Genomic DNA, 22,240 nt, shown 5'->3' on the forward strand with positions numbered 1-22,240 from the left:
GAAGGTTGAACGAATGTAGTTCCTATAGATTGTGCACATATTCACCCGCAGGAAAGCACACTGAATTAAAGTTGAATTTAATGTTCCTCAGTGATAGTTTGCACGTTAATTGCTGCCTTTCTCACATAACTGCCTGCCAAAGGAGTTTTGATATGCCGAGTAGATTCCCCGGTATCGCCTCCGTCTATTACCGTCTTTGTCTTGTCAGCCTTCTACTGTTTTCTCAAATTTCAACTTCTTTTGCTACCAGTTGTGATCCACAAACCGGTCTCGATATTATCGGATCAGAAATAATTGCTTCCTCCTGTGTTCCTGATGGAATGAATGATAACACGGAATTATTATTCCGCAGAAGAGCTATCAAATGTGTTGGCGGACAGGTAGTAATTGATCCCGATAATTATTCTTTTAATTACAATATAAAACCCAACATCATAAGAGATGACCTTATATGGTACAACCACAGAGTGTTTAGAAATAAGGAGGGAACTTATTTTCTTGGGGTCTACCAATATTATACTGGATTAATCGACGGCAAGAGTATGAGAGACTACACTTCTGGTCAAGTGTACACTGACAACATATTCATAACGCCTATCTATCAAGTCCCTCCTACCCTTGATTGCCAAGGGGGCGACTTTAATGGATGTAAAAACGGAAATGAACAAGCTGCGGGATCTTCTGTAAACCTCGGCACGGGCCGTCTCAGCCATGATCAGAAAGTATTTTCTGTGAATAGCGGTTTGCCGCTTTCCTTGGATATTTCGTTTCATTACCGCAGCAATCCATTCGCACCAAGCACTATCGGTAACGGTTGGAGCCACTCCGCTGAAATGTCACTTGTTGATGGTGCTGTTAGTTCCAAGGTCTTATGGATTGACGGAATACGAAGAGTATACAACCGGTATGGCGTTGACAAGACTACCTTTCAGCCGATAGGCGTTTATTCTTCCCCCAAAGGCGATTACTCTACCCTGGTCCAAAATGGCGACAGCACTTGGACCATCACCGAACCTGATGGGCTAAAACGCAACTTCAATACGTCAGGAAAAATCAGTACCCTAGTGGACAAGTACGGCAATACCGTGACCTTTAACTATGACCCAACTTCCGGGAAATTGACCAGTGTTACCGATCCAAGCAACCGAACTGTCTCTTTTGGCTACGACCCCACCAGCGGCAAACTGATAACCATCACAGATCCGAATCAAATAGATTACACATTATCCTATCCCAGCGGCAAACTCGACACCTTAACCCTCCCCGGAGGAGATCAGTGGAAGTACACCTATAATGCCTCCAACGGATTACTAGAAACAAAGACAGATCCTGGTCAGTTCATCACCACTTATAATTATGATACAAATCAAAAGGTTTCCGATGCCAAAGACCCTAACCAGAAAAACCGTCATTACGCTTTTGCTCCCCCAGCTTCTGCAGGAAAACTCCCAGAATATTTTCCACAACAACTGGTCATAATTTCCGACCAAAAAACGTCATATATCCCGATAAAAAACTTTACCCTTACCGATAAAGATCAAAACAATTGGCTGATTTCTTACGACAATTTAAATGAGAATGTACGCAGCAAGAGTGACCCGCTCAATAGCACCACCAGTTATACCTATTATCAGAACACCGGGTTGACGAAATCCGTTACGGCCCCACCAGTGAATGGCATCAGTTACACTACGTTCTATACTTATGATTCCATGAGTAATGTCACTAACGAGACAGAGCCACTCGATACAGCCGCATTAAGCATTGACCCCGACTTGGTCGTTAATCCTGCAAGCGATAGCCGTATCAATAGCAGATTTGCTTTCAGCTATACCTATGACCTGACCAATTCTAATCCCGCCTTCAAGAACCTCATCACCAGAGTTGACGACAAGCGTGGACCGAACGTCCTTACCACGACCTACACCTATACTGTTGACGCCAATGGTTATCTGGTGACAACCGTAACCGACCCAACTAAGGCAACCACTGTCACTCGGTACTACAGTAACGGCAAGATCAAGGATATTACCGACGCTAATCAGAGCGGTGCCAACCCCAAACAGACCATCTATAGCTATTACGAGGATACACCAGCAAATCAGGCGGCCAAGGTAGTCGGTTTCCTGAAATCTATTGTCACCCCCGATGGCGTTACCACCAGCTATTACGACCCGAGCGGAACCAATGTGGCCTATGACGCCAATGGCAATAACGTCTGGTATGCGGTTCTGGACAAGGATGGAGTATTGCGCAAGACGGTTATATCGGTTTATGATGGCCGCAACCGCCTGTACACTGTCACTACCCATGTCACGACCGGACAACCGGACATCGTCACTACCTACGGCTACGACGGCAACGACAATGTGAACTCCGTCAAGGACGCAGAACTAAAGGAAACCAAGTACGTCTTTGACTTCAACCGCCAGACCACCAAAATCTCCGATGCCCTCCAGAAAGACACCAACCTGATCTATGGCGGTTCAGGTTGCCCCTCATGTGGCAATGGCGCTGACAAGCTCACGGAAGTCAAGGACGCAAACCAGCATTCCACATCGTACTCTTATGACAAGGCCGGACGCCTTGAGTACGAGACCGACCCCATGGGCAAAAAGTATCATTACACCTATCACCCCAACGGTAAGCTCGATAAGAAGTACAACGCTTCCTCAGGGACAGATGTCCTTCAAGTGACATACAACTATAATAACCGGGGGCAGATAACCGGAAAAATCTACGCTGACGGCACCACCCCCAACGCATCATACGGCTACGACAGCAACGGCAGGCTCCAGACCGCCAGTAACGCCAACATCAGCTATACCTTCAGCAATTATAGCGGCGGCAGTTACAAAGGCAGACTAAAGAGCGTCAAGGACAACACCAATAACCGGACGGTCAGTTACGAACAGTACGACAAGCTGGGGCAGCGGAAACAGGTGACCTACAGCGGTACAACCGGCTCCCGCTCTATCTCGTACCAATACGACGACGCAAACCGTCCCTGGATCATCACAGCCGGGACCAAGATATTCACTTACCTATACGACAAGTTGAGTCGCCGGGACACCATCAGTTATCCCAACGGTGCCACTGTTAAGCATGAATACGACGACCTGGACCGGCTCACCAAGATCAATCATTCCACCAGCACAGCAAACATCACTTTTGCCAACTACTCCGGTTTTGACAAGACCGGCAACCGCAAGAGCAAGATCACACCCAATTTCACCGAAACCTACCACTACGACGAAATCTACCGTCTGACCCAGACCGACACCCCCAAAGGCTCGGAAAAATTCACCTATGATGATGTCGGCAACAAGACGGGCGGTCCCGGTCCCAAGGAATCGCTGCCGCTCGTTACCTACGCCTATGACGCAGCCAACCGCATGACCCACGGCAGACAATTCGGTTATGACAATGACGACGCCGGAAATCAGACAAGCAGAACTATCCCCAATGCCCCGGACAAGGGTTGGACGCTGACTTGGGACCTGGAGAACCGACTGACACAGGTGCTCATCTACAAGAAGAACAATAATGGCGACATTATCGAAAGCAGGGCTGTTGATTTCAAATACGATCCGTTTGATAGGAGGATCGAGAAGAAACTGACAACGTTTCTCATCAATGATGTTCCGAAGGTAATTGGTACGTGGCAATACTTGTACGATGAAAATAACATTGCTGCAGAGTACTATACTGACAACAGCGGCACCGCAACAACCTATTACATCCACGGTCCCGGTGTCGATGAACACCTGGCTATGGATCGAGACGGCACTTATTACTATTTTCACGCCGACGGGCTTGGCAGTATCACCACTATAACCAACGATTCGGCAACGCCGGTTCAGACCTATAGCTACGACAGCTTTGGTGTACCCAAATACATGGCTGCTTTCCGCAACAGTTTTATGTATACAGGAAGGGAGTATGATAGTGAAACTGGTCTCTATTACTACCGGGCACGATACTATGATCCGAGAGAAGGGCGTTTCATCCAAAAAGATTTGATTGGGTTTGACGGAGGTGATGTAAACCTTTTTGCTTATGTCCAAAACAATCCAATTAACTGGATTGATCCGACAGGAGAGGCCGCTAGTAAACCATTACCACCATTACCAAAACCGCCACCAACAATACCGTCTCTTCCACCACCCCCCAAACTACCACCAATGCCACCACAAAAACCGGGGGGAGGTTGTAAAGCTATATTTGATGCATGCATGAGGGGTGCCTCTAGATGTGGGCCATATAAAGGACCTGTAGTGGCTGTTTGCGTTGCCTTATACCTTATGTGCCAGGTGACTAACTATGGACATTAATATCAACGACAAAGATTTTTTTTCAAAAGGCTACGATTCAGTTAAAAGCAATAAACAATTATCTATTCACGTTGATGGATGGAAATTGAAAATAATAACTAAGGCGATGATTTTGTATGTTAATCATTTATATGTGAATGTTTATTGCGACAAGAAGCTAGACAAAAAATATTTAATTCCATTTGCTTTCTACGCAATGATAACCCCTGTATTTTGGAGTATTATAATTCTTGCATCAATTGAGGGAATGCAAATTTCATTTAGCGAAAATGAAGGCATTTCAGTGTCTTTGAGTCCCCAGTGTACTAAAAGCACCCCATAAAGCAATAAGTGACGGTGACGCAGCACTTGTTTTAGTTAAGTTCTATTTGAATTGGAAATGGAGAGCTGACAAATAAGAGCAGGAAAGTTAGTTAAACAAGTATCGAAAAGTCAGCACGTTACAGAGGCTACCGTCGAGAAAACACTGAATATTTTATCAGATGAATATCTCTTGAAACAAGAAGGGCAACAATCCTGATCAGGGAGCACCATACATGAAACCACTCGCTATAATGATGGCCGCACTCTTCTTGATTATGTCAGCCTCTCTCAATATATTTGCCGCCACAGATGGTATCTACGGCTTGAACAAGAGACTCACTCCATCCTGGGACGGTGCAGACTCCGGGGTGATCGCGGACACATCCTCAGAGTATGATTATGTCTATGGTGACGATGCCTTTCTGGCCTATCAACTTCCTCAAACATGGCCTTCATTTACATTCTATGGCCAAGCCTACAGCCAGATCACGGTGGATACCAACGGAAACATCTGGTTCGGTCCTGCCAGTTCAACAAACTCGTTCACCTTGTCTACCACCGGTCCTGTTATCTCTGCCTGGAACAATGATCTTACGTCATATTTCAATGGTGGAGTATTTGTACAGCACAAGACCGATTTGCCCCAGGGAGAACGAGTTGTCATTGAATGGCAGGCTGAATCCTATACTGATCAAGGGTTTGCCTTGCCGAACAACTTCGAGGTTGTCCTATTCCGAAACGGCGACATCCGCATCGATTACAAGTCGTTCAGCGCCGCAAATGCCCAGGATTCTGGCAGCGGCATATCCAGTAACGACGCTAGCCACCACAATCTCTCAATCACCAGCGCATACTTTCCTGTCTACCAGCTTGCGGGGAATTCATACGGTTTCACAACATCGATTTCAACATTACAGGTCAATTTCATCGGCACTGGTGGCGGGATTGTTACCAGTTCACCTGAAGGTATCGCATGTAACACGAATTGTTCATCGACGTTTCCCACCGGAGAATTGGTCACATTGTCGCCTGCTCCTGACCAATATTCCCTATTCAACGGTTGGACTTTGTCAAACGGGGACTGCGCAGGTACAAACTGCCAGGTAACCTTGGATTCAGATACAACAGCTACCGCAACGTTTGATATCGATACGACAAAGCAAATCAATGTATCCGGAACTTTTTATACATCGCTCCAGGAAGCCTACAATCATGCCTTGACCGGCGATGTCATAAATATCTGGGGGATTACCTTGAACGAAGGAGTGACCGCCTCCAGGGCAATTGATGTTACCTTGCAGGGGGGGTATGACAGTACCTACTTGAATGTTGTCGGCACAACGAAACTCATGAACCCACTTATCATCCAGCTGGGATCGGTACGGGTCAAGGACCTTGCCATCATCGGCAGTGACGCTCCCGCGCCCGCCGCACCAATGATGATGTCAACCGAAGCAACCACCGCTGCTGCGGTTCCAAACACGCCCCTGACTTCCGGACCTGTCGTGATCCTAAATAAGAACCAGGACAGCAAAAAACATGGTCATGACAAGGACAAGGATGACGACCGTGACAAACGCGATAAACACCGAGACAGTCACAATGATGATTGAATTTGTTCATTGAAGACGCGAGCAAATTTGATACTTGGTTGCAAGAATGTTGGGTTGTCTCAATAAGCTGGTTTGATTGAAATCCCAGTACCCTTCGCGGTTTTAGCCAAAAGTACCATGTCTGACTTTTTTCCCTTTCCTCCCCAGACTTCGATATTTCTACAAATGGCCCCTGGTTGCACGAATGTTGGGGTTACCCCATATTGACGAGGGTTTTGAAGTTTTGGCCAGCCATTTCTTCTGTTTTACGAAACGTATCGAACCGGTCCAATACCTGCAGAGTCGTCCCCTGGCTGATGATCACCGCCCGTTCGATGACGCTTTCCAGCTCCCGCACGTTGCCGGGCCAATGGTATTCCCGAAGGGTCTTCAGAGTGTCATTAGACACCGATTCAATCTTCTTGCCGATTTTCTTGTTAAATTTGGCAACAAAATGATTGACGAGGAGTGGGATGTCTTCCTTGCGTTCCCGGAGTGGCGGCATAGTGATGGGGAAAACATTGAACCGGTAATACAGGTCTTCCCGGAACCTGCCGTTCTTGATCTCTTCTTCCAGGTTCCGGTTGGTGGCCGCGATGATCCTTACGTTAGTTTTAAGAGTGCGGGGGCTCCCCAGCCGTTCATACTCGCCTTCCTGGATGACTCGGAGCAGTTTGCCTTGGAGCTCCAGTGGCAATTCTCCGATTTCGTCGAGGAATATGGTGCCACCGTCGGCCAGCTCGAACCTCCCGATCTGCCGGGTATCAGAACCCGTAAAAGCACCCCTTTCCCGACCGAAAAGTTCGCTTTCAATGAGGCTCGCCGGCAGTGTCGTGCAGTTAACTGTTATTAATGGCCGGTCCTTGCGAGCACTGTTGTTGTGGATGGCGCGGGCAATCACGCCCTTTCCGGTACCGGTCTCGCCAAGGAGAAGAACGGTCGCATTCATGGGCGCTACCTGCTCGACCCGTAAGAATACATTCGAGAGTACATTACTTTGCCCGATGATTTCGCCGAAGTTATGCTCCCGGGCGACCTCCCCCTGCAGGTAGATATTCTCAGCCTGGAGCCGGTCTTTCAACAGTTTAATTTCTGCATATGTACCCTGGAGAGACTCTTCCGCCCGCTTGCGCTCCTCTATTTCCTGCGTGAGCTGCACATTCGAACTGGTAAGTTCTCTCGTCCGCTCAGTAAGTTCGCTAGTTCGCTCATTAACGATTACTGCGTATTCCGGATGAATCCGACCGCGATTCCGGCGGGATGCCGACCGCCGTTCCGATTTGATGCCGACCGGTATTCCGTTAGGAATCCGACCGCTGTTCCGGAGCAATCCGACCGGTTGTTTGTGATGTAGTCGCGAGGTAACTCAACAGGTATCCTTTCCTCATTCTATTTGAGGGGGAAACGATGCCACAAGAGAGAGTTACCATGCGAAAAATCCGAGAGATACTCCGTTTAGCCTGGTCATGTAACCAGAGTAGGCAATCAATTGCCACCGCTTGCTGTATCGGCAAGACGACCGTCACCGATACCCTCTGTAGAGCTTCAGCCGCCAATCTTTCCTGGCCCTTACCATTTGCCCTGGATGATGAGGGACTGGAGACACTTCTTTACCCAATCAATCCCGGTTCATCTCACCGTAAATGCATCCCGCCAGACTGGCATGCCCTGAACGCTGAATTTGTTACTCATAAAAACCTCACGCTCATGCTTCTATGGCAAGAGTACAAAGAGCAAAACCCTTCTGGCTATCAGTATTCCCAGTTCTGCGAACTGTTCCGCAAATGGAAGAAGAAACTCGACCTTTCCATGCGCCAGGAACACCGGGCAGGCGAAAAGATGTTCGTTGACTACTGCGGGCAAACTATACCGATTGTCGATGCATCAACCGGAGAGATTCGGGATGCCCAGGTATTTGTGGCGGTGATGGGTGCCAGCAACTACACCTACGCCGAGGCAACATGGTCACAGTCACTTCCTGACTGGACCGGGTCACACGCCAGAACATTTACCTTCCTTGGCTGTCTGCCAAAAACCATTGTTCCCGACAACTTGCTTTCTGCTGTTAGCAAAACCTGCCGTTACGAGCCTGACATAAATCCAACCTACGCTGCCATGGCCGCCCACTATGGTGTCGCTGTCATTCCAGCCCGTGTCAGAAAACCAAAAGACAAATCAAAAGCCGAAGTCGGGGTTCAGATCGTCCAGCGCTTCATCCTTGCCGGATTACGCAAACGAACCTTCTTCAGTCTGGCTGAGGCAAATGCCGCAATCAAAGAGCGCCTTGCTCTCCTAAACAATCGTCCCTTCAGGAAATTGCCGGGCACCCGCACGAGTAGTTTCCAAGAATTGGATCGGCCGGCAATGCTGCCGTTACCTGACAGCCATTATCAATATTCCCAGTTCAAGAAGGTTCGACTGAACATAAACTATCACTTTGAGCTGGACGATCACTTTTACAGCGCCCCTCACCGCCTTGTACGGGAACAACTGGAGATCCGCTATACCGAGACAACAGTCGAATGCTTCCATAAGGGAAACCGCGTGACATCCCATCCCAAGTCATCAGTAAAGGGAGGATATACGACCATCCCGGAGCATATGCCGAGGTCTCACCGGGTGTACGCTGAATGGACACCGGAGCGTTTGATCTCCTGGGCTGCCGGCACCGGCAAGGCTACAGCCCAGGTTGTGTCAGCCATTCTCTCAAGAAAACTGATTCCGGAGCATGGCTTCAATTCCTGTCTGGGCATAATTTCTCTGGGAAAACGCTTTAGCAAAGAGCGGTTGGAAGCTGCCTGCGAGCGGGCGCTGTACATCAAAGGCGTCAACTACAAAAGCATAAAGTCGATACTCGATAACAACCTGGACAAAAAACCATTACCCGCACAGCTACAATTACTTTCCGTTGCCCACGAGAATATCAGAGGCACGGACTACTACAATGATGAGAGGAAACCGCATGCTGACACAACCGACTATCGAGAAGTTGTACTCCATGAAGCTAGCCGCAATGGCTAAAGCCTTTGCAGACCAGATGCACTGCCCGGACATGGCACAGCTCACCTTCGAGGAGCGTTTCGGCCTGATCGTGGATTACCAGATGACTGATTTGGAGAACCGGCGAATGCAAAACCGGCTCAAAAATGCAAAACTCCGCCTTGCTGCCTCTATTGAGGACTTGGACTTCAGACAGGGGCGAGGCATGGATCGTTCAACCGTTATGTCACTTGCCGGAAACCAGTGGGTGAAGAGTCGTCACAACATACTTGTCACCGGCCCGACCGGAGCTGGCAAGAGCTATCTGGCCTGTGCACTGGCACAAAAGGCCTGCCGTGATGGCCACTCTGTTCTCTACCAGAGGATCCCGCGACTTCTTCAGGACATTGCGGTATCCAGGCATGACGGACGATACAGCAAACTCATTGCGCCAATAGTCAAGTGCGAGGTGCTGATCCTGGATGATTTCCTCATCTCTCCCATGACTCGGGAAGAACAACGGGAGCTTCTGGAGATCGTTGAGGACCGCTATGACCGGAAGGCGTGTGTCATTACCAGCCAGTTACCGGTAAAGGCTTGGCATGATGGTATGCAAGATCCTACTTTGGCTGATGCCATTCTGGATAGGCTGGTACACAACGCCTACAAGCTTGAACTGAAGGGTGAATCTATGAGAAGGAAAAAGCAATAATATGCCTGGAAAAAGTTGACGAAACCTTTTTTTGTGATAGTATCTTTATAAGAATTATTCTTAAATAGACTGGTAACAAACCCATTATGTCAGACACTGAAGAAAACCTCCTTATAAAGTTCAAGCGCACCTGCCGGGACGCAGGGATACGGTTCACGAATCAGCGCTTTGTAATATATCGTGAGTTAGCTTTGTCAACGGACCATCCAACTGCGGAAGCACTTTACCAGAGGCTACACGAAGCCTTTCCGTCAATGTCACTGGACACCGTCTACCGGACGCTTGCAACTTTTGAGCAGCATGGATTCGCAAAAAAAGTTGATACCGTTCACAGCCTTGCCCGGTTTGAGGTAGCCCGCTATCAACACCATCACCTGATTTGCAGAACATGCAGCAAGATAATTGATTTCATCTGGCAAGAGGTCGATACCGCTCCTCTACCCGAGAACATTGACGACTGGGGTCGGATTGATACCAGAAACGTCGTAATCTACGGTGTCTGTAAGGATTGTTTGAATGAGTAACTGTAACATTATGTTTCAACAACAGTGAAAGGAGAACGGAGATGAGTACAGACAGCAAATGCCCGGTCACGGGCAGAAGCAGCAAACAGGTTGCCGGAGGTGGCACCTCGAACCGGGACTGGTGGCCGAACCAGTTGAACCTCAGGATTCTTCATCAGAACTCCACAATGATTAACCCGATGGGCGAGGAGTTTAACTACACTGCAGAATTTAAAAAACTTGATCTGGAGGCGCTTAAAAAGGACCTCTATGCACTGATGACCGACTCGCAGGAGTGGTGGCCTGCTGATTACGGTCACTACGGGGGGCTTTTCATCCGTATGGCGTGGCACAGCGCAGGCACCTACCGCACCGGCGATGGCCGCGGCGGCGCATCCTCCGGTTCGCAGCGTTTTGCACCGCTCAACAGTTGGCCGGACAACGTCAACCTCGACAAGGCACGCCGTTTGCTTTGGCCGATCAAGCAGAAATATGGCAAAAAAATCTCTTGGGCTGACCTGATGATTCTGACCGGCAACTGTGCTCTGGAGTCGATGGGCTTTAAAACATTTGGCTTCGGTGGCGGACGTGAAGATGTCTGGGAGCCCGAAGAAGACATTTATTGGGGGTCAGAGGATACGTGGCTTGGAGACAAGCGCTACGCCAGTGACCGGAAACTCGAGACTCCTCTTGCCGCTGTACAAATGGGGCTGATCTATGTGAACCCGGAAGGGCCGAACGGCAACCCGGATCCGGTGGCATCGGGGCGTGACGTTCGAGAAACCTTTGCACGCATGGCCATGAACGACGAAGAGACAGTTGCACTTATCGCCGGAGGTCACACCTTTGGCAAGTGTCACGGTGCCGGACCTGCAACGCATGTGGGTCCTGAACCAGAAGGAGCCCCCATCGAAGAGCAGGGGCTCGGCTGGATCAGTAACTTTGGAAGCGGCAAAGGCGGCGATACTATCAGCAGCGGTATCGAGGGTGCCTGGAAGCCGAACCCTATCAAGTGGGACATGGGCTATCTGAATGTGCTGTTCAAATACGAGTGGGAACTGGTCAAGAGTCCAGCCGGCGCGAACCAGTGGCTGGCCAAGGACGTGGCCGATGAGGATATGGTAGATGACGCACACGACCCCTCAAAGAAGCACCGGCCGATGATGACCACAGCAGATCTCTCGCTTCGCTTTGACCCGATCTATGAACCGATTGCGCGGAACTACCAGCAGAACCCTGATCAATTCGCGGATGCCTTCGCCAGGGCGTGGTTCAAACTGACCCACCGCGACATGGGCCCCCGCTCGCGCTACCTCGGCCCGGAGGTTCCGGCGGAGGAACTGATCTGGCAAGACCCTGTTCCCGCTGCCACTCACAATTTGATTGATGAGCGGGATATTGCCAACCTCAAGGGCAAAGTTCTCGCTTCGGGACTGTCCATTTATCAACTGGTATCGACGGCCTGGGCATCAGCATCCACGTTCCGCGGCTCCGACAAGCGTGGCGGGGCGAACGGAGCGCGTTTGCGCCTCGCTCCGCAGAAGGACTGGGAAGTCAATCAACCCGCCCAACTGGGAACAGTGCTGCAGATCCTCGAAGGAATCCAGAATGTGTTCAACAATGAGCAGTCAGGCGGGAAGATGGTTTCACTCGCCGACCTGATTGTTCTTGGGGGATGCGCAGGCGTCGAGCAAGCGGCGAAGAATGCCGGCTACGCTGTGACCGTTCCTTTTGCGCCGGGGCGCACGGATGCACTTCAGGAGCAAACCGACATAGAGTCGTTTGCCGTACTCGAGCCGACTGCAGATGGATTCCGTAACTACCTCAAAACCAAATATGCCGTATCGGCAGAGGAACTGTTGATTGATCGGGCACAATTGCTGACGCTGACTGCTCCAGAGATGACGGTACTCATTGGCGGTTTGCGCGTATTAAATACCAATTTCGGACAGTCCCGACACGGACTTTTCACCAAGCAACCAGAAACGCTCAATAATGACTTCTTCGTGAATCTGCTTGATATGGGCACCACGTGGAAGGCGGCTTCGGATGCCGACGACCTGTTCGAGGGACGTGATCGCGCAACTGGTGAACTCAAATGGACCGGCACCCGTGTTGACCTCATCTTTGGTTCAAACTCCCAACTCAGGGCTTTGGCAGAAGTTTATGGATGTCAGGACTCTCAGGAAAAGTTCCTGAACGATTTTGTGGCAGCTTGGGACAAAGTAATGAACCTTGACCGTTTCGACCTTGTCTGATCGCACATAAGCGTCTCAAGGGGTTTGTTGGCACTCAAGAATACTTCAACCTGATCATGCGCGCCATGAAGGAATAAAATTACCGGAGGAATACCACATGCCAGAAATCAAAGGAACCAAAACAGAGAAAAATCTTATGGAGGCTTTTGCCGGGGAATCACAGGCTCGAAACAAGTATACGTACTTTGCTTCAGTAGCCAAAAAGGAAGGGTATGAAAAAATTGCGGAATATTTTTTAGAAACTGCTGATAATGAGAAAGAGCACGCCAAACTGCACTTTAAATACCTTAACGGTATTGGCTCAACAATAGACAACTTGAAAGCAGCGGCAGCGGGAGAATTTGAGGAACATACAGAAATGTATCCGCGCATGGCCAAGGAAGCCAAGGAAGAGGGCTTTAACGACATTTCCTATGTTTTTGAGGCTATCGGCAAGATCGAAAAAGCGCACAAGGAGCGCTACCTCAAACTGCTGGAAGAGGTTGAAACCGGAGAATTCTTCGTGAAGGGTGAAACTGCCAGATGGAAATGCCGCAACTGCGGTCACATTCATGAAAGCAAGGAAGCGTTAAAAATGTGCCCAGTCTGCAAGCATCCGCAGGCATATTTTGAGCTGATTGAAGATCACTATTAATGCTCATGAAGCGATATGGTTTGACATGGTTGAATCAAATATGATTTGGTGCAAAGAGATGTGGTTATTTTGAGAAAGAGCTCCCCTCTGGATAGTGGGGAGCTCACATAAATTGTGACAAAACAATAAACGCCTCGCGATATTACTACCAACTTGTCGGCATCAGTGGTTCGCTGGTCGGCATCAGACCGGAACACCGGTCGGCATCACGTCAGTTTCTTTGGTCGGATTCACCGGAATACGCAATTACCTCCAGTTTGTCATGTGAATTTTGCAGATCCTTTTCCAATTGCCTGCGTTCGGTAATGTCTTCCATGGCCAGGAGGATAAAGTGTGAGCCGATTTGTTCCCGGAAAATCTCCCGGGCGTTGAGCAGAAAAATCTTGCGGCCGATATCAATAAAATCATGCTCGACTTCATAGCTATTGAACACGGTATCATGATGGAGGACTTTCTCAAAGTGCACCCGCAGACCGGGAAGATTCCATTGTCGGTTGCCGAGGTCGTAAATGATACTCCCGATAGTTTCCTCGGGCGTTGCTTTAAATGTACAGTAGTAGCTTTGGTTAGCTGTGAGAACTTTCAAGTCGGAATCCAGAACCACAAGTGGTTTGCGCACGGTTTCTACAATGCTCTCGGCATAATTACGAGCATCCTGGATATCCCTTTCCAGCTGTTTGGCAACTGTGCCATCAACGATTGAGGAAAAGATATAACCATCCTTACTTTCGATAGCGCCCACGGTGACACTCTGTAGTTGGCCATGGATCTCTTTGCCGTCATTTCCCGTGAGTCTGATATCACATCTCTGTATGTCCTGACTTTGTACAACACGTTCGAGGTGCCTGGAAAAACCCTCCCTCCCGTCTGCATCTGCAATATAACTGCTAAAGAGTCTATCGACCAGCATGCTCCGCTCTATTCCCAGCAGTTTCGCGCCGGCAAGATTTACCTCCCGTATCAGTCCGCACGTATCAAAGGTGAAATAGCCGACTGGTGCAAAGTCATACAGTTCAACATACTTGTCCCGTGAGGACTTAATCTCCTCCTGGGCCCGATGCAGCTCTTCGTTTTGCATCTCCAGTTCAATCTGGTGGACCTCAAGCTCATGGACGAGTCGTTGCATCGGTTCCTTAGTGCGGGGATGATGCAATTTAGTCGTATTCGCGCGCAACTCCTCTTCTGCATGGCAACGAAGTTCAGCGGTTGTTTTTAAACAGGTACTTGTCATTGTAGATTCCATTACTAATTTTCTCTTCTCTATATTTGGTTAAAAAACTATATCAGCGTCTACTTGATAATACTTTTCCCTCAAGCAGACTCTGGAGTTTTGTACAAAAAGAATTTGAAATGCTCTGGACACAACCTGCATGCCACACTTTCCAGATGATACCGGAGTAACTGCCACTCCTTAGTGTTTCATCCCCGAATACTTCAGCCTCCCCTTCTTCAATTCCCGCTTCTTCATCAGCACAAATAAGACCGGGGTCATAATCAGCACGTGCACCGCCGAGGAGATCATCCCCCCGATCATGGGGGCTGCGATCGGTTTCATCACATCAGCGCCGGTGCCGGTCGACCACATGATCGGCAGCAGGCCCAAGAGCGCCACGGCCACGGTCATCAGCTTGGGCCGCAGGCGGAGCACCGCCCCCTCGAAGGTGGCGTCGTAGATATCCTGTTCCGTGCAGGGACCGTTGATCAGCTTTTTGTCCAACGCCTCGTGCAGGTAGATGATCATCACCACTCCGGTCTCCACGGCGATACCGTACAAGGCGATAAAGCCGACCCAGACCGCTACCGACAGGTTATAGCCCAGGGCATACACCAGGTAGACTCCGCCCACCAGGGCGAAAGGGACCGAGAGCATGACCATGGAGGCCTCCAGGGCCGAGTGGAAGGTGAAGTACAGCAGGATGAAGATGATCAGGATGCCGATAGGTACCAGCATCTGCAGGCGGGCCTTGGCGCGGATCTGGTTCTCCCACTGGCCGGACCAGGCCACGTAGTAGCCGGGGGGTAGTTTGAGGTTCTTTTCCAGCACCTGTTTGGCCTCGGTCACAAAGCCTCCCATGTCCCGGCCGCGCACGTTGAGGAAGACCAGCGAGCGCAGGAGCCCACCTTCGCTGTTGATCTCCGGCGCGCCCGTGGAGATCTTCAATCGGGTCACCAGCGACAACGGCACCTGGGTGCCCTCCATGCCAGCCACCAGGATGCGACGGATAGCCGGGATGTTGTCGCGGTAGTCCCTCAGGTAGCGGATCCGGATCGGGAAGCGGTTCCTCCCTTCCACCGTGGTGGAGAGCATCTCGCCCCCCAGGGCGGTTTCGATGACATCCTGGATGTCGCCTACGCTCACGCCATAGCGGGCGGCCGCCTCGCGGTCGATGTCGATGTCGATGTAATTGCCGCCGGTGACCCGTTCAGCAACCACGTCAGCCGCGCCGTTGATCGGCTTGAGGATCGTCTCGGTCTGAAGCGCCAGGTCCTTGAGCACATTCAGGTCATTGCCGAAGATCTTGACACCCAGATCGGTACGCACCCCGGTAGAAAGCATGTTGATGCGGTTGATGATCGGTTGGGTCCAGCCGTTCCTGACCCCAATCTGCCGCAGTTTGCCATCCAGTTCGGCCACGATGTCGGCTTTCTTGATCCCCGGACGCCATTTGTCTTTGGGCTTGAGGATGATGATGCTCTCGAACATGGAGACCGGAGCCGGGTCGGTGGAGGTCTCGGCCCGTCCGACCTTGCCCAGGACATGTTCCACCTCGGGCAAGCTCTTGATGATGGTGTCCTGCACCTGGATAATCCGTTTGGCCTCGGTGATGGAGACGTTGGGAAGCGTGACCGGCATGTAGAGCAGCGAGCCCTCGTCCAGGGGCGGCATGAACTCGGAGCCAAGACTCATGAACATGGGGATGGCAATCAACAGGGCCACGACATTCAGGGCGATGGTGGTCTTCTTCCAGACCAGCACCCAGCGGATGACCGGTGAATACAATTTTATGAAAAAAGTAGAAACCGGATTGGAGCTCTCAGGCGGCATCTTGCCCCGCATGAAATAGTACATCAGTACCGGCACCAAGGTTATGGCGATCAGGGCCGAACCCATCATGGAGAAGGTCTTGGTGAAGGCCAGGGGGTGGAACAGCTTGCCCTCCTGTCCCTCCAGCAGGAAGACCGGAACAAAAGAGAGCACGATGATGGCCAGGGAGAAGAAGATGGCGCGACCGACCTGCTTGGCCGAGGCGATAACAACATCCAGTCGTTTGCCGGCCCGATCTTCGGGTGGCATCTCGGACAGGTGGCGATAGCAGTTCTCCACCATGATTACCCCGGCGTCCACCAGCACGCCGATGGCAATGGCAATGCCCCCCAGGGACATGATGTTGGAGCTGACCCCCATCAGTTTCATGGTGATGAAGGCGATCAGCACCGAGATCGGCAGGGTCAGCACGATCACCAGGGCACTTTGGAAATGCAGCAGGAAGACCAGGATCACCAGCGAGACGACGACCGATTCCTCCAACAGGTTTTTCTTCAGAGTATCGATGGCCCTTTGGATCAAGTCGGAGCGGTCGTAGGAAACCATGATCTTCACGCCCGGCGGCAGCCCCTTTTCCAATTCCTTGATCTTGACCTTGACCCGGTCAATGACAGCTTTGGCGTTCTCACCGTAGCGCATGACCACGATGCCGCCCACGGCTTCACCTTCGCCGTTCATCTCCAACAGGCCGCGGCGGATGGCGCCCCCCATCTGGACCGTGCCGAGATTTTTGACATAGATCGGGGTGCCGCGCATGTCGGCGCCGACCACGATATTCTCAAGGTCTTCCTTTGACTTGACGTAGCCGCGGCCGCGGATCAGGTATTCGGCGTCGGCCTGTTCGATCAGCCGGCCACCCACATCCTTGTTGGCCGCCTTGACCGCCTCCATGACCTTGCCGGAAGTGACCTTGTAAGAAAACAGTTTGGTAGGATCCAGATCGATCTGGTATTCACGCACCAGACCGCCGATTGAAGCCACTTCAGCTACCCCCTGGACGGTGTTGAGCTGGTAGCGCACGAACCAGTCCTGCAGGGTGCGCAGCTGCTCCAGGTCATAGCCCTTGCCCTCTATGGTGTACCAGAAGACATGCCCGACGCCTGTGCCGTCCGGGCCGAGGGTCGGCACCACGCCGGGCGGCAGCAGGGAAGCGGCGTAGTTCAGCCTCTCAAGGACGCGGGTTCTGGCCCAGTAGATGTCGGCCTTGTCCTCGAAGATGACATAGATCATAGAGAAGCCGAAGGCCGAGGAGGCCCGTACGGCACGGACCATAGGCAGACCCTGCAGGTTGACCGCCAGAGGATAGGTAACCTGATCCTCGACCACCTGCGGCGAACGGCCGGCATAGTCGGTGAAGACGATCACCTGGTTGTCCGACAGGTCGGGGATGGCGTCCACCGGGGTCTTATAGACCGACCAGACCCCCCAGGCGATGATCAGTCCGAAGACCATCAGGACAATGACCCGGTTGCGGGCGGAATATTCGATTATTTTCTCGATCATGGGCTAATTCCTTTTATAGAACTCAGACACAAGCTGGTATATTTGTGTTTTTATGCAAGTTTTACAGTTCAAAAATTGAATCATATAATTGTCAACGTATTAATCTCGTTGTTCTTCGACGTGATATTCATCAAGGGCTTTTTGCCGACAGTCTGGACAGTACGTATGGCTGAATTTGGCTTCCGAATATTCACTGATGTATAATTCAAAGTGATTCCAATAGCCTTTATCGTCCCTTATTTGCTTACATACGCAACAGATGGGCAGAAAACCAGAGAGCATCTTTACTTCTGTAAGTGCGGCTTGGAGCTCGTTCAGCAATTTTGTTTTTGATTCGTCGGATTGCATGTTTTTGTAATATAAATAACCAACCAATCCCCCTAAAATTGTAAAGCCTAGACTCCATGGCAGCATGCCAATAGAAAAAGACTCCAGAAATATTGCGCCAAAATCTGCTTTCAGTTGATGCCCGGTAACATCTGATGCAGGCATTGCATGGGAGAGAACCATTACAAAAGGGTGAACACACGCATAAGAAATCGCGGCACTTATTGATACGATTTTCAATAGTCTGCCTGAGACCATCATCCCCTCCCTTACAAACGCTTTTACATCTTCATGTCATCCATCTTCAACGAATCCTTCTTTGCGGGAGCTGGTTGCCCTTTGACTTCCGGCTTGGCTCCTCCGGTATGCTGGCTGTGATCCTGCCCACCGCCACCCTTGAGCTGAGACTCGGAGTCGATCAGGTAGGAACCTGACACCGCAACCTTGTCGCCCGCTTTGAGGCCTGACAGGATCTGGACCCTGTCGTCTATACGCTCTCCTACCTGGACATCGCGTGGCTCAAACATTCCCGACGTCATCTCAACCCAGACCACCTGGCGTTTGCCGGTATCGATAACCGCTGTGACCGGGACGATGATGCCTTTGACCAGCGGAACCCTGATGATGGCGTTAACGAACATGTCCGGTTTCAGCCGGTGGCCGGGGTTGGGCATTTCCACCCGGGCCTTGACCGTATGGGTCTTGGGGTCATGGAACGGATACACGAAACCGATCCGACCCTTGAAGGATTCGCCATGTTCTGTCGCGGAACGTATTTCCACCTGCTGCCCGACCCGCACATAGGGGACTTCATTCTCGAAGACATCGATCTCGACCCAGACCTTTGAGAGGTCGGCGATGTTGAAGAGCACCTCGCCCACATTGACGTACTGACCCTGCTGAACCATCTTTTCGATGACGATGCCGGACAGCGGCGTGTAGATCGGCAGGCGGATGGTCGGTTTACCGGCCTTCTCCAGTTCGGCGATCTGGCTTTCCTTGACACCGTACAGCATCAGACGCTGTTTAGCCGACGCGACCAGGCCGTCGCCGTTCTGGGAGATGGAGGGAATCGGAGAGTCTTTCAGCTGCGCACGGCTCTTGACCGCCAGCAAGTATTCCTGCTGGGTCGCCAGCAGATCAGGCGAGTAGATCTCGGCCACCGGTTTGTCCTTGCTGACGTAGGCACCCACGGTATCTATATTAAGCTTGTCAATACGACCGGCGATCCAGGCGGTGACCTTGGCCTGCCGCGACTGGTCGAACTGCACTATACCGACGGCGTTGATCTCCTTGTTCAGAGAACCGTTTTTAGCCTCAACCGTGGCCACATTGGCCATGATACGCTGGTTAGCGGACATGGAGACGTGACCGAGCATCTCGGCCATCTTCTTCTGCTCCGGGGTCTGTGTACCATTGTCGGCGGCTCCTTCAATCTTCTTGATCAGTTCCATGGCGCAGATCGGGCACGTACCGGGTCTGTCCTTGATGATGAAGGGATGCATGGCGCAGGTGTAGAGCTGTTTGCCCTGGGCCGCTTTTTGACCAGTTGTCGTACCCGGCAGTTTCTTTTGCCATAAGTACCAGCTGCCACCGGCTGCAGAAGCGAGAATAATTACCACCAGTGGAATTGCAATTTTCTTGTTCAGGGCCATGAGCGTACCTCGGTATCGTAAATTTTAATGATGTTGAGAATGGTCGGAGTTTTCCCTTCGACTTCGCTCAGGGAACTTTAGGTGGCTGAGCGGGGCTTTCCGGTGGCTGAGCGGAGTCGAAGCCCACCACTGCTTCAAGCTGTGCCAGCTTCATCATATACTCGGCCTGCGACTCGTATAGTTCCCGCTCGTAGTTGAACAGGGTCATTCTGCCATCGAGGAGTGTCAGAAAATCCACTTTGCTTACTCGATAGCTGATGACGGCCGATTCCAGGGATTGCTCCGCCTGGGGGATGATGCCTCCCCTGTAGAGTTCCACCAGTTTTCTGCGGCGGTCCAACTGGGCCAGGGTATCATTGATGGTATATGAGATAGTGTTCTTCAATCCATTCAACTCTTCTGTGGCCATGTTGGTCTCAGATGTTGATTCGGCCAGCATTGCATGCCGTTTTTCCTGCTGAAACGGTAGATTGAAGGTCACACCCAGTGTGAACATGTTGTAGCCGGGGTCAGTTACCATGTCGGTCGCAATGGCTTCCTTGAACATATACTCGAAAGACAGATTAAAGTCGGGATAGAATTCCTTCCGCGCCAGGCGATGAGACGCCTGCCCCTTGTTAACCAGGCTGATAAGGCTTTTTACCTGGGGACGCTTCTCATAGGCGGTCTCATTCAGTTGTTCTGCAGAGAGCGGGAGTTGCGGCAATGTGAAATCCGCGATAGTGCCGACTGATGTGTTTCCTGGGCGATAGAGGAGGTAATTGAGGTTGGCTTCCAAGCTCTTGCGCTGCTGCCTGAGAGTAATCTGCATGTCGAGCATTTTGGATTTTTCAAGGCCGGCCTTGAAGATGTCCTGTTGCACCCCTTGACCGACCGAATACTTCGACTCGGCAATCGTCACAAAGTCGGCCAGAATCCTTAGATTTTTGTCAATAATTTCCATGGACTTGTCAACGGCCCAGAGCTGATAGTAAGTTTCCTTGACCATACGAGTCAGCTCAAGCTTGCGCTCTTCGATGGTCCACCTATATGACTCAGCTTCAAATTGGGCAACTTCCTGTTTGATTGCCCGTTTGCCCCAAAACGGAAGCTGCTGGGATATGCCGATCACCTTTGCGGACTGGGGATCCTTGTTGAAAACAAATGGCTCACGAGCCAGCATATTCTGGAGTTTGAACATGAACATCGGGTCATCAAGAGCACCAGCCTGCTTGGCCTTATTGGTAAACATCTGCCAGCGGGCCTGGGAAGACTTTAATTCCGGATTGTTGGTCAACGCAGCATCTACAAGTGCAGAGAGATTTTCAACCGGTTTCGCATCTCCGGCAAAGCCAAAACCAGAAGAGAAGGCAACAGCCGATACAATCGAAACAACAGCAATAAAATATTTCATGATGACCTCGGATGAAGTGTCCAGATTTGAATGATTCGTCTACACGAGTTGTGCCAAGTCAGAATCGCCTTGTTTTTATGGTATTTATTGTAAAACAGAACTAACACAGGCGGGAACTATCTGAACATTATTCTACATAGCTGGAGAATATGCGCCAAATGTAGTTACTAATCTCGTTAATAGATTTGCAAAGATCTCACTAATTCTTTTGCTTCTTGAAGTTTTTGATCAAGCTTCTCCAATTCTGCGTTGGTTGAACTCGTTGCACTTTTTTCTGACAGCTTAGAGTGCAGTCTATCTACGTTTCGCTGAATGCTATCTATATGCTGCGAACAATTTTTTAAGAGTTGCTCAGCTTTTTTTGTTGCCTGCTGATCTGCTGGTTTTGGCGTCGAAGGTTGACTTCCTGAACCTTGCCCTCCTCCGTGATCATGGCCGGCAAAAGCCAGTGATGACGTGAAAAACACCGACATACTTACAAACAATACCAGAAAATTATTGAATTTCATCTGTAGAGCCTCCTATTATCATCCAATAATTAATCACATGCAATCTGCAAAGCTTATTTACCCAAAATTTCCATCGACTTCATCTGCATACTCATTGTTGCTTTCGATGCTGTCACGTTAGCCTCATAGGAGCGTGATGCGCTCAGCATATCCGTCATTTCCTCGATAACATTTACATTGGGATAGGCCACATAACCTTGCTGGTTGGCGTCGGGGTGAGACGGATCATATTGGAGTCGTGGCGGATTGTGGTCTTCCATAATCTCCATTACTTCCACACCTTTTGCATCAGGCTGACTCTTCTTGTCCAATACAGACGCAAATGAGTTCTTTTCCATGGGCATAGCAGCAAACATGGCGTCTTTGCGTTTATAGGGACCGCCTTCCGGTGTTCTTGTAGTAAGCGCGTTAGCCAGGTTACTGGCGATTAGGTTCATTCTGGTGCGTTGTGCAGTGAGGGCGGAAGAACTTATCATCATGGCATCCATGCTT

15 protein-coding genes and 1 pseudogene are annotated in these 22,240 nt (G+C 50.6%); 8 read left to right on the top strand and 8 right to left on the bottom strand.

Annotated elements, in window-relative coordinates:
- The first annotated feature begins 152 nt into the window (after positions 1-152).
- The 3 genes from ACOCF6_RS00265 (at position 153) to ACOCF6_RS00275 (ending at position 6,250) form a co-directional block, all read left to right on the top strand.
- A complete protein-coding gene (locus ACOCF6_RS00265) occupies positions 153-4,334 on the top strand; it encodes an RHS repeat domain-containing protein (protein ID WP_482458383.1) in 4,182 nt (1,393 codons plus the stop codon).
- Positions 4,324-4,656, top strand: coding sequence for a hypothetical protein (locus tag ACOCF6_RS00270; RefSeq protein WP_482458384.1), 333 nt, complete (start codon positions 4,324-4,326; stop codon positions 4,654-4,656). The genes ACOCF6_RS00265 and ACOCF6_RS00270 overlap by 11 nt, the downstream gene beginning before the upstream one ends.
- Before the next feature lie 214 nt (positions 4,657-4,870).
- A complete protein-coding gene (locus tag ACOCF6_RS00275; RefSeq protein WP_482458385.1) occupies positions 4,871-6,250 on the top strand; it encodes a hypothetical protein in 1,380 nt (459 codons plus the stop codon).
- A 193-nt stretch (positions 6,251-6,443) separates the two neighbouring features.
- Here the strand turns inward: ACOCF6_RS00275 and ACOCF6_RS00280 are convergent, their stop codons facing one another.
- Complete coding sequence (locus ACOCF6_RS00280) at positions 6,444-7,388, bottom strand: sigma-54 interaction domain-containing protein (RefSeq protein ID WP_482458386.1); 945 nt, start codon at positions 7,386-7,388, stop codon at positions 6,444-6,446.
- A gap of 269 nt (positions 7,389-7,657) precedes the next feature.
- Here ACOCF6_RS00280 and istA point away from each other — a divergent pair.
- The 5 genes and pseudogenes from istA to rbr all read left to right on the top strand — a co-directional run.
- Positions 7,658-9,175 (top strand): annotated as a pseudogene (istA, locus tag ACOCF6_RS00285) (IS21 family transposase); the annotation flags it as partial.
- Between the two features lie 16 nt (positions 9,176-9,191).
- Entirely contained in the window at positions 9,192-9,920 is a 729-nt protein-coding gene (istB, locus tag ACOCF6_RS00290) for an IS21-like element helper ATPase IstB (RefSeq protein WP_482458387.1), read from the top strand.
- Positions 9,921-10,006: 86 nt separating this feature from the next.
- Positions 10,007-10,444 carry a Fur family transcriptional regulator gene (locus ACOCF6_RS00295; RefSeq protein WP_482458388.1) on the top strand — a complete coding sequence of 146 codons (438 nt, stop codon included), beginning with the start codon at positions 10,007-10,009 and terminating at the stop codon, positions 10,442-10,444.
- A 41-nt stretch (positions 10,445-10,485) separates the two neighbouring features.
- The gene (katG, locus tag ACOCF6_RS00300) at positions 10,486-12,681 is read left to right on the top strand and encodes a catalase/peroxidase HPI (protein ID WP_482458389.1); all 2,196 of its coding nucleotides are present in this window, start codon (positions 10,486-10,488) and stop codon (positions 12,679-12,681) included.
- 97 nt (positions 12,682-12,778) lie between these two features.
- Positions 12,779-13,315 carry a rubrerythrin gene (gene rbr / locus ACOCF6_RS00305; RefSeq protein WP_482458390.1) on the top strand — a complete coding sequence of 179 codons (537 nt, stop codon included), beginning with the start codon at positions 12,779-12,781 and terminating at the stop codon, positions 13,313-13,315.
- Between the two features lie 211 nt (positions 13,316-13,526).
- Here the strand turns inward: rbr and ACOCF6_RS00310 are convergent, their stop codons facing one another.
- The 7 genes from ACOCF6_RS00310 to flgC all read right to left on the bottom strand — a co-directional run bounded on the left by ACOCF6_RS00310 (position 13,527) and on the right by flgC (position 22,236).
- The gene (locus ACOCF6_RS00310) at positions 13,527-14,441 is read right to left on the bottom strand and encodes a PAS domain-containing protein (RefSeq protein WP_482458391.1); all 915 of its coding nucleotides are present in this window, start codon (positions 14,439-14,441) and stop codon (positions 13,527-13,529) included.
- A gap of 285 nt (positions 14,442-14,726) precedes the next feature.
- The gene (locus ACOCF6_RS00315) at positions 14,727-17,864 is read right to left on the bottom strand and encodes an efflux RND transporter permease subunit (RefSeq protein WP_482458392.1); all 3,138 of its coding nucleotides are present in this window, start codon (positions 17,862-17,864) and stop codon (positions 14,727-14,729) included.
- Between the two features lie 99 nt (positions 17,865-17,963).
- On the bottom strand, positions 17,964-18,452 hold the full coding sequence (locus ACOCF6_RS00320; protein ID WP_482458393.1) for a hypothetical protein: 489 nt from the start codon (positions 18,450-18,452) through the stop codon (positions 17,964-17,966).
- 20 nt (positions 18,453-18,472) lie between these two features.
- Positions 18,473-19,846, bottom strand: coding sequence for an efflux RND transporter periplasmic adaptor subunit (locus ACOCF6_RS00325; protein WP_482458394.1), 1,374 nt, complete (start codon positions 19,844-19,846; stop codon positions 18,473-18,475).
- A gap of 67 nt (positions 19,847-19,913) precedes the next feature.
- Positions 19,914-21,239: a TolC family protein gene (locus ACOCF6_RS00330; RefSeq protein ID WP_482458395.1), complete on the bottom strand. Its 1,326-nt coding sequence runs from the start codon at positions 21,237-21,239 to the stop codon at positions 19,914-19,916.
- A 176-nt stretch (positions 21,240-21,415) separates the two neighbouring features.
- Complete coding sequence (locus ACOCF6_RS00335) at positions 21,416-21,748, bottom strand: hypothetical protein (protein ID WP_482458396.1); 333 nt, start codon at positions 21,746-21,748, stop codon at positions 21,416-21,418.
- 53 nt (positions 21,749-21,801) lie between these two features.
- Positions 21,802-22,236, bottom strand: a complete 435-nt coding sequence (gene flgC / locus ACOCF6_RS00340; protein WP_482458397.1) for a flagellar basal body rod protein FlgC — start codon at positions 22,234-22,236, stop codon at positions 21,802-21,804.
- Positions 22,237-22,240 lie beyond the last annotated feature (4 nt).

It is taken from the genome of Geobacter psychrophilus (assembly GCF_056821595.1).

Excerpts from the sequence above, each read along its gene's own strand:
- ACOCF6_RS00265 (WP_482458383.1), top strand. The coding sequence starts at position 153 with ATGCCGAGTAGATTCCCCGGTATCGCCTCCGTCTATTACCGTCTTTGT.
- ACOCF6_RS00270 (WP_482458384.1), top strand. The coding sequence starts at position 4,324 with ATGGACATTAATATCAACGACAAAGATTTTTTTTCAAAAGGCTACGAT.
- ACOCF6_RS00275 (WP_482458385.1), top strand. The coding sequence starts at position 4,871 with ATGAAACCACTCGCTATAATGATGGCCGCACTCTTCTTGATTATGTCA.
- istB (WP_482458387.1), top strand. The coding sequence starts at position 9,192 with ATGCTGACACAACCGACTATCGAGAAGTTGTACTCCATGAAGCTAGCC.
- ACOCF6_RS00295 (WP_482458388.1), top strand. The coding sequence starts at position 10,007 with ATGTCAGACACTGAAGAAAACCTCCTTATAAAGTTCAAGCGCACCTGC.
- katG (WP_482458389.1), top strand. The coding sequence starts at position 10,486 with ATGAGTACAGACAGCAAATGCCCGGTCACGGGCAGAAGCAGCAAACAG.
- rbr (WP_482458390.1), top strand. The coding sequence starts at position 12,779 with ATGCCAGAAATCAAAGGAACCAAAACAGAGAAAAATCTTATGGAGGCT.
- ACOCF6_RS00310 (WP_482458391.1), bottom strand. The coding sequence starts at position 14,441 with ATGCAACGACTCGTCCATGAGCTTGAGGTCCACCAGATTGAACTGGAG.
- ACOCF6_RS00315 (WP_482458392.1), bottom strand. The coding sequence starts at position 17,864 with ATGATCGAGAAAATAATCGAATATTCCGCCCGCAACCGGGTCATTGTC.
- ACOCF6_RS00320 (WP_482458393.1), bottom strand. The coding sequence starts at position 18,452 with ATGATGGTCTCAGGCAGACTATTGAAAATCGTATCAATAAGTGCCGCG.
- ACOCF6_RS00325 (WP_482458394.1), bottom strand. The coding sequence starts at position 19,846 with ATGGCCCTGAACAAGAAAATTGCAATTCCACTGGTGGTAATTATTCTC.
- ACOCF6_RS00330 (WP_482458395.1), bottom strand. The coding sequence starts at position 21,239 with ATGAAATATTTTATTGCTGTTGTTTCGATTGTATCGGCTGTTGCCTTC.
- ACOCF6_RS00335 (WP_482458396.1), bottom strand. The coding sequence starts at position 21,748 with ATGAAATTCAATAATTTTCTGGTATTGTTTGTAAGTATGTCGGTGTTT.
- flgC (WP_482458397.1), bottom strand. The coding sequence starts at position 22,236 with ATGGATGCCATGATGATAAGTTCTTCCGCCCTCACTGCACAACGCACC.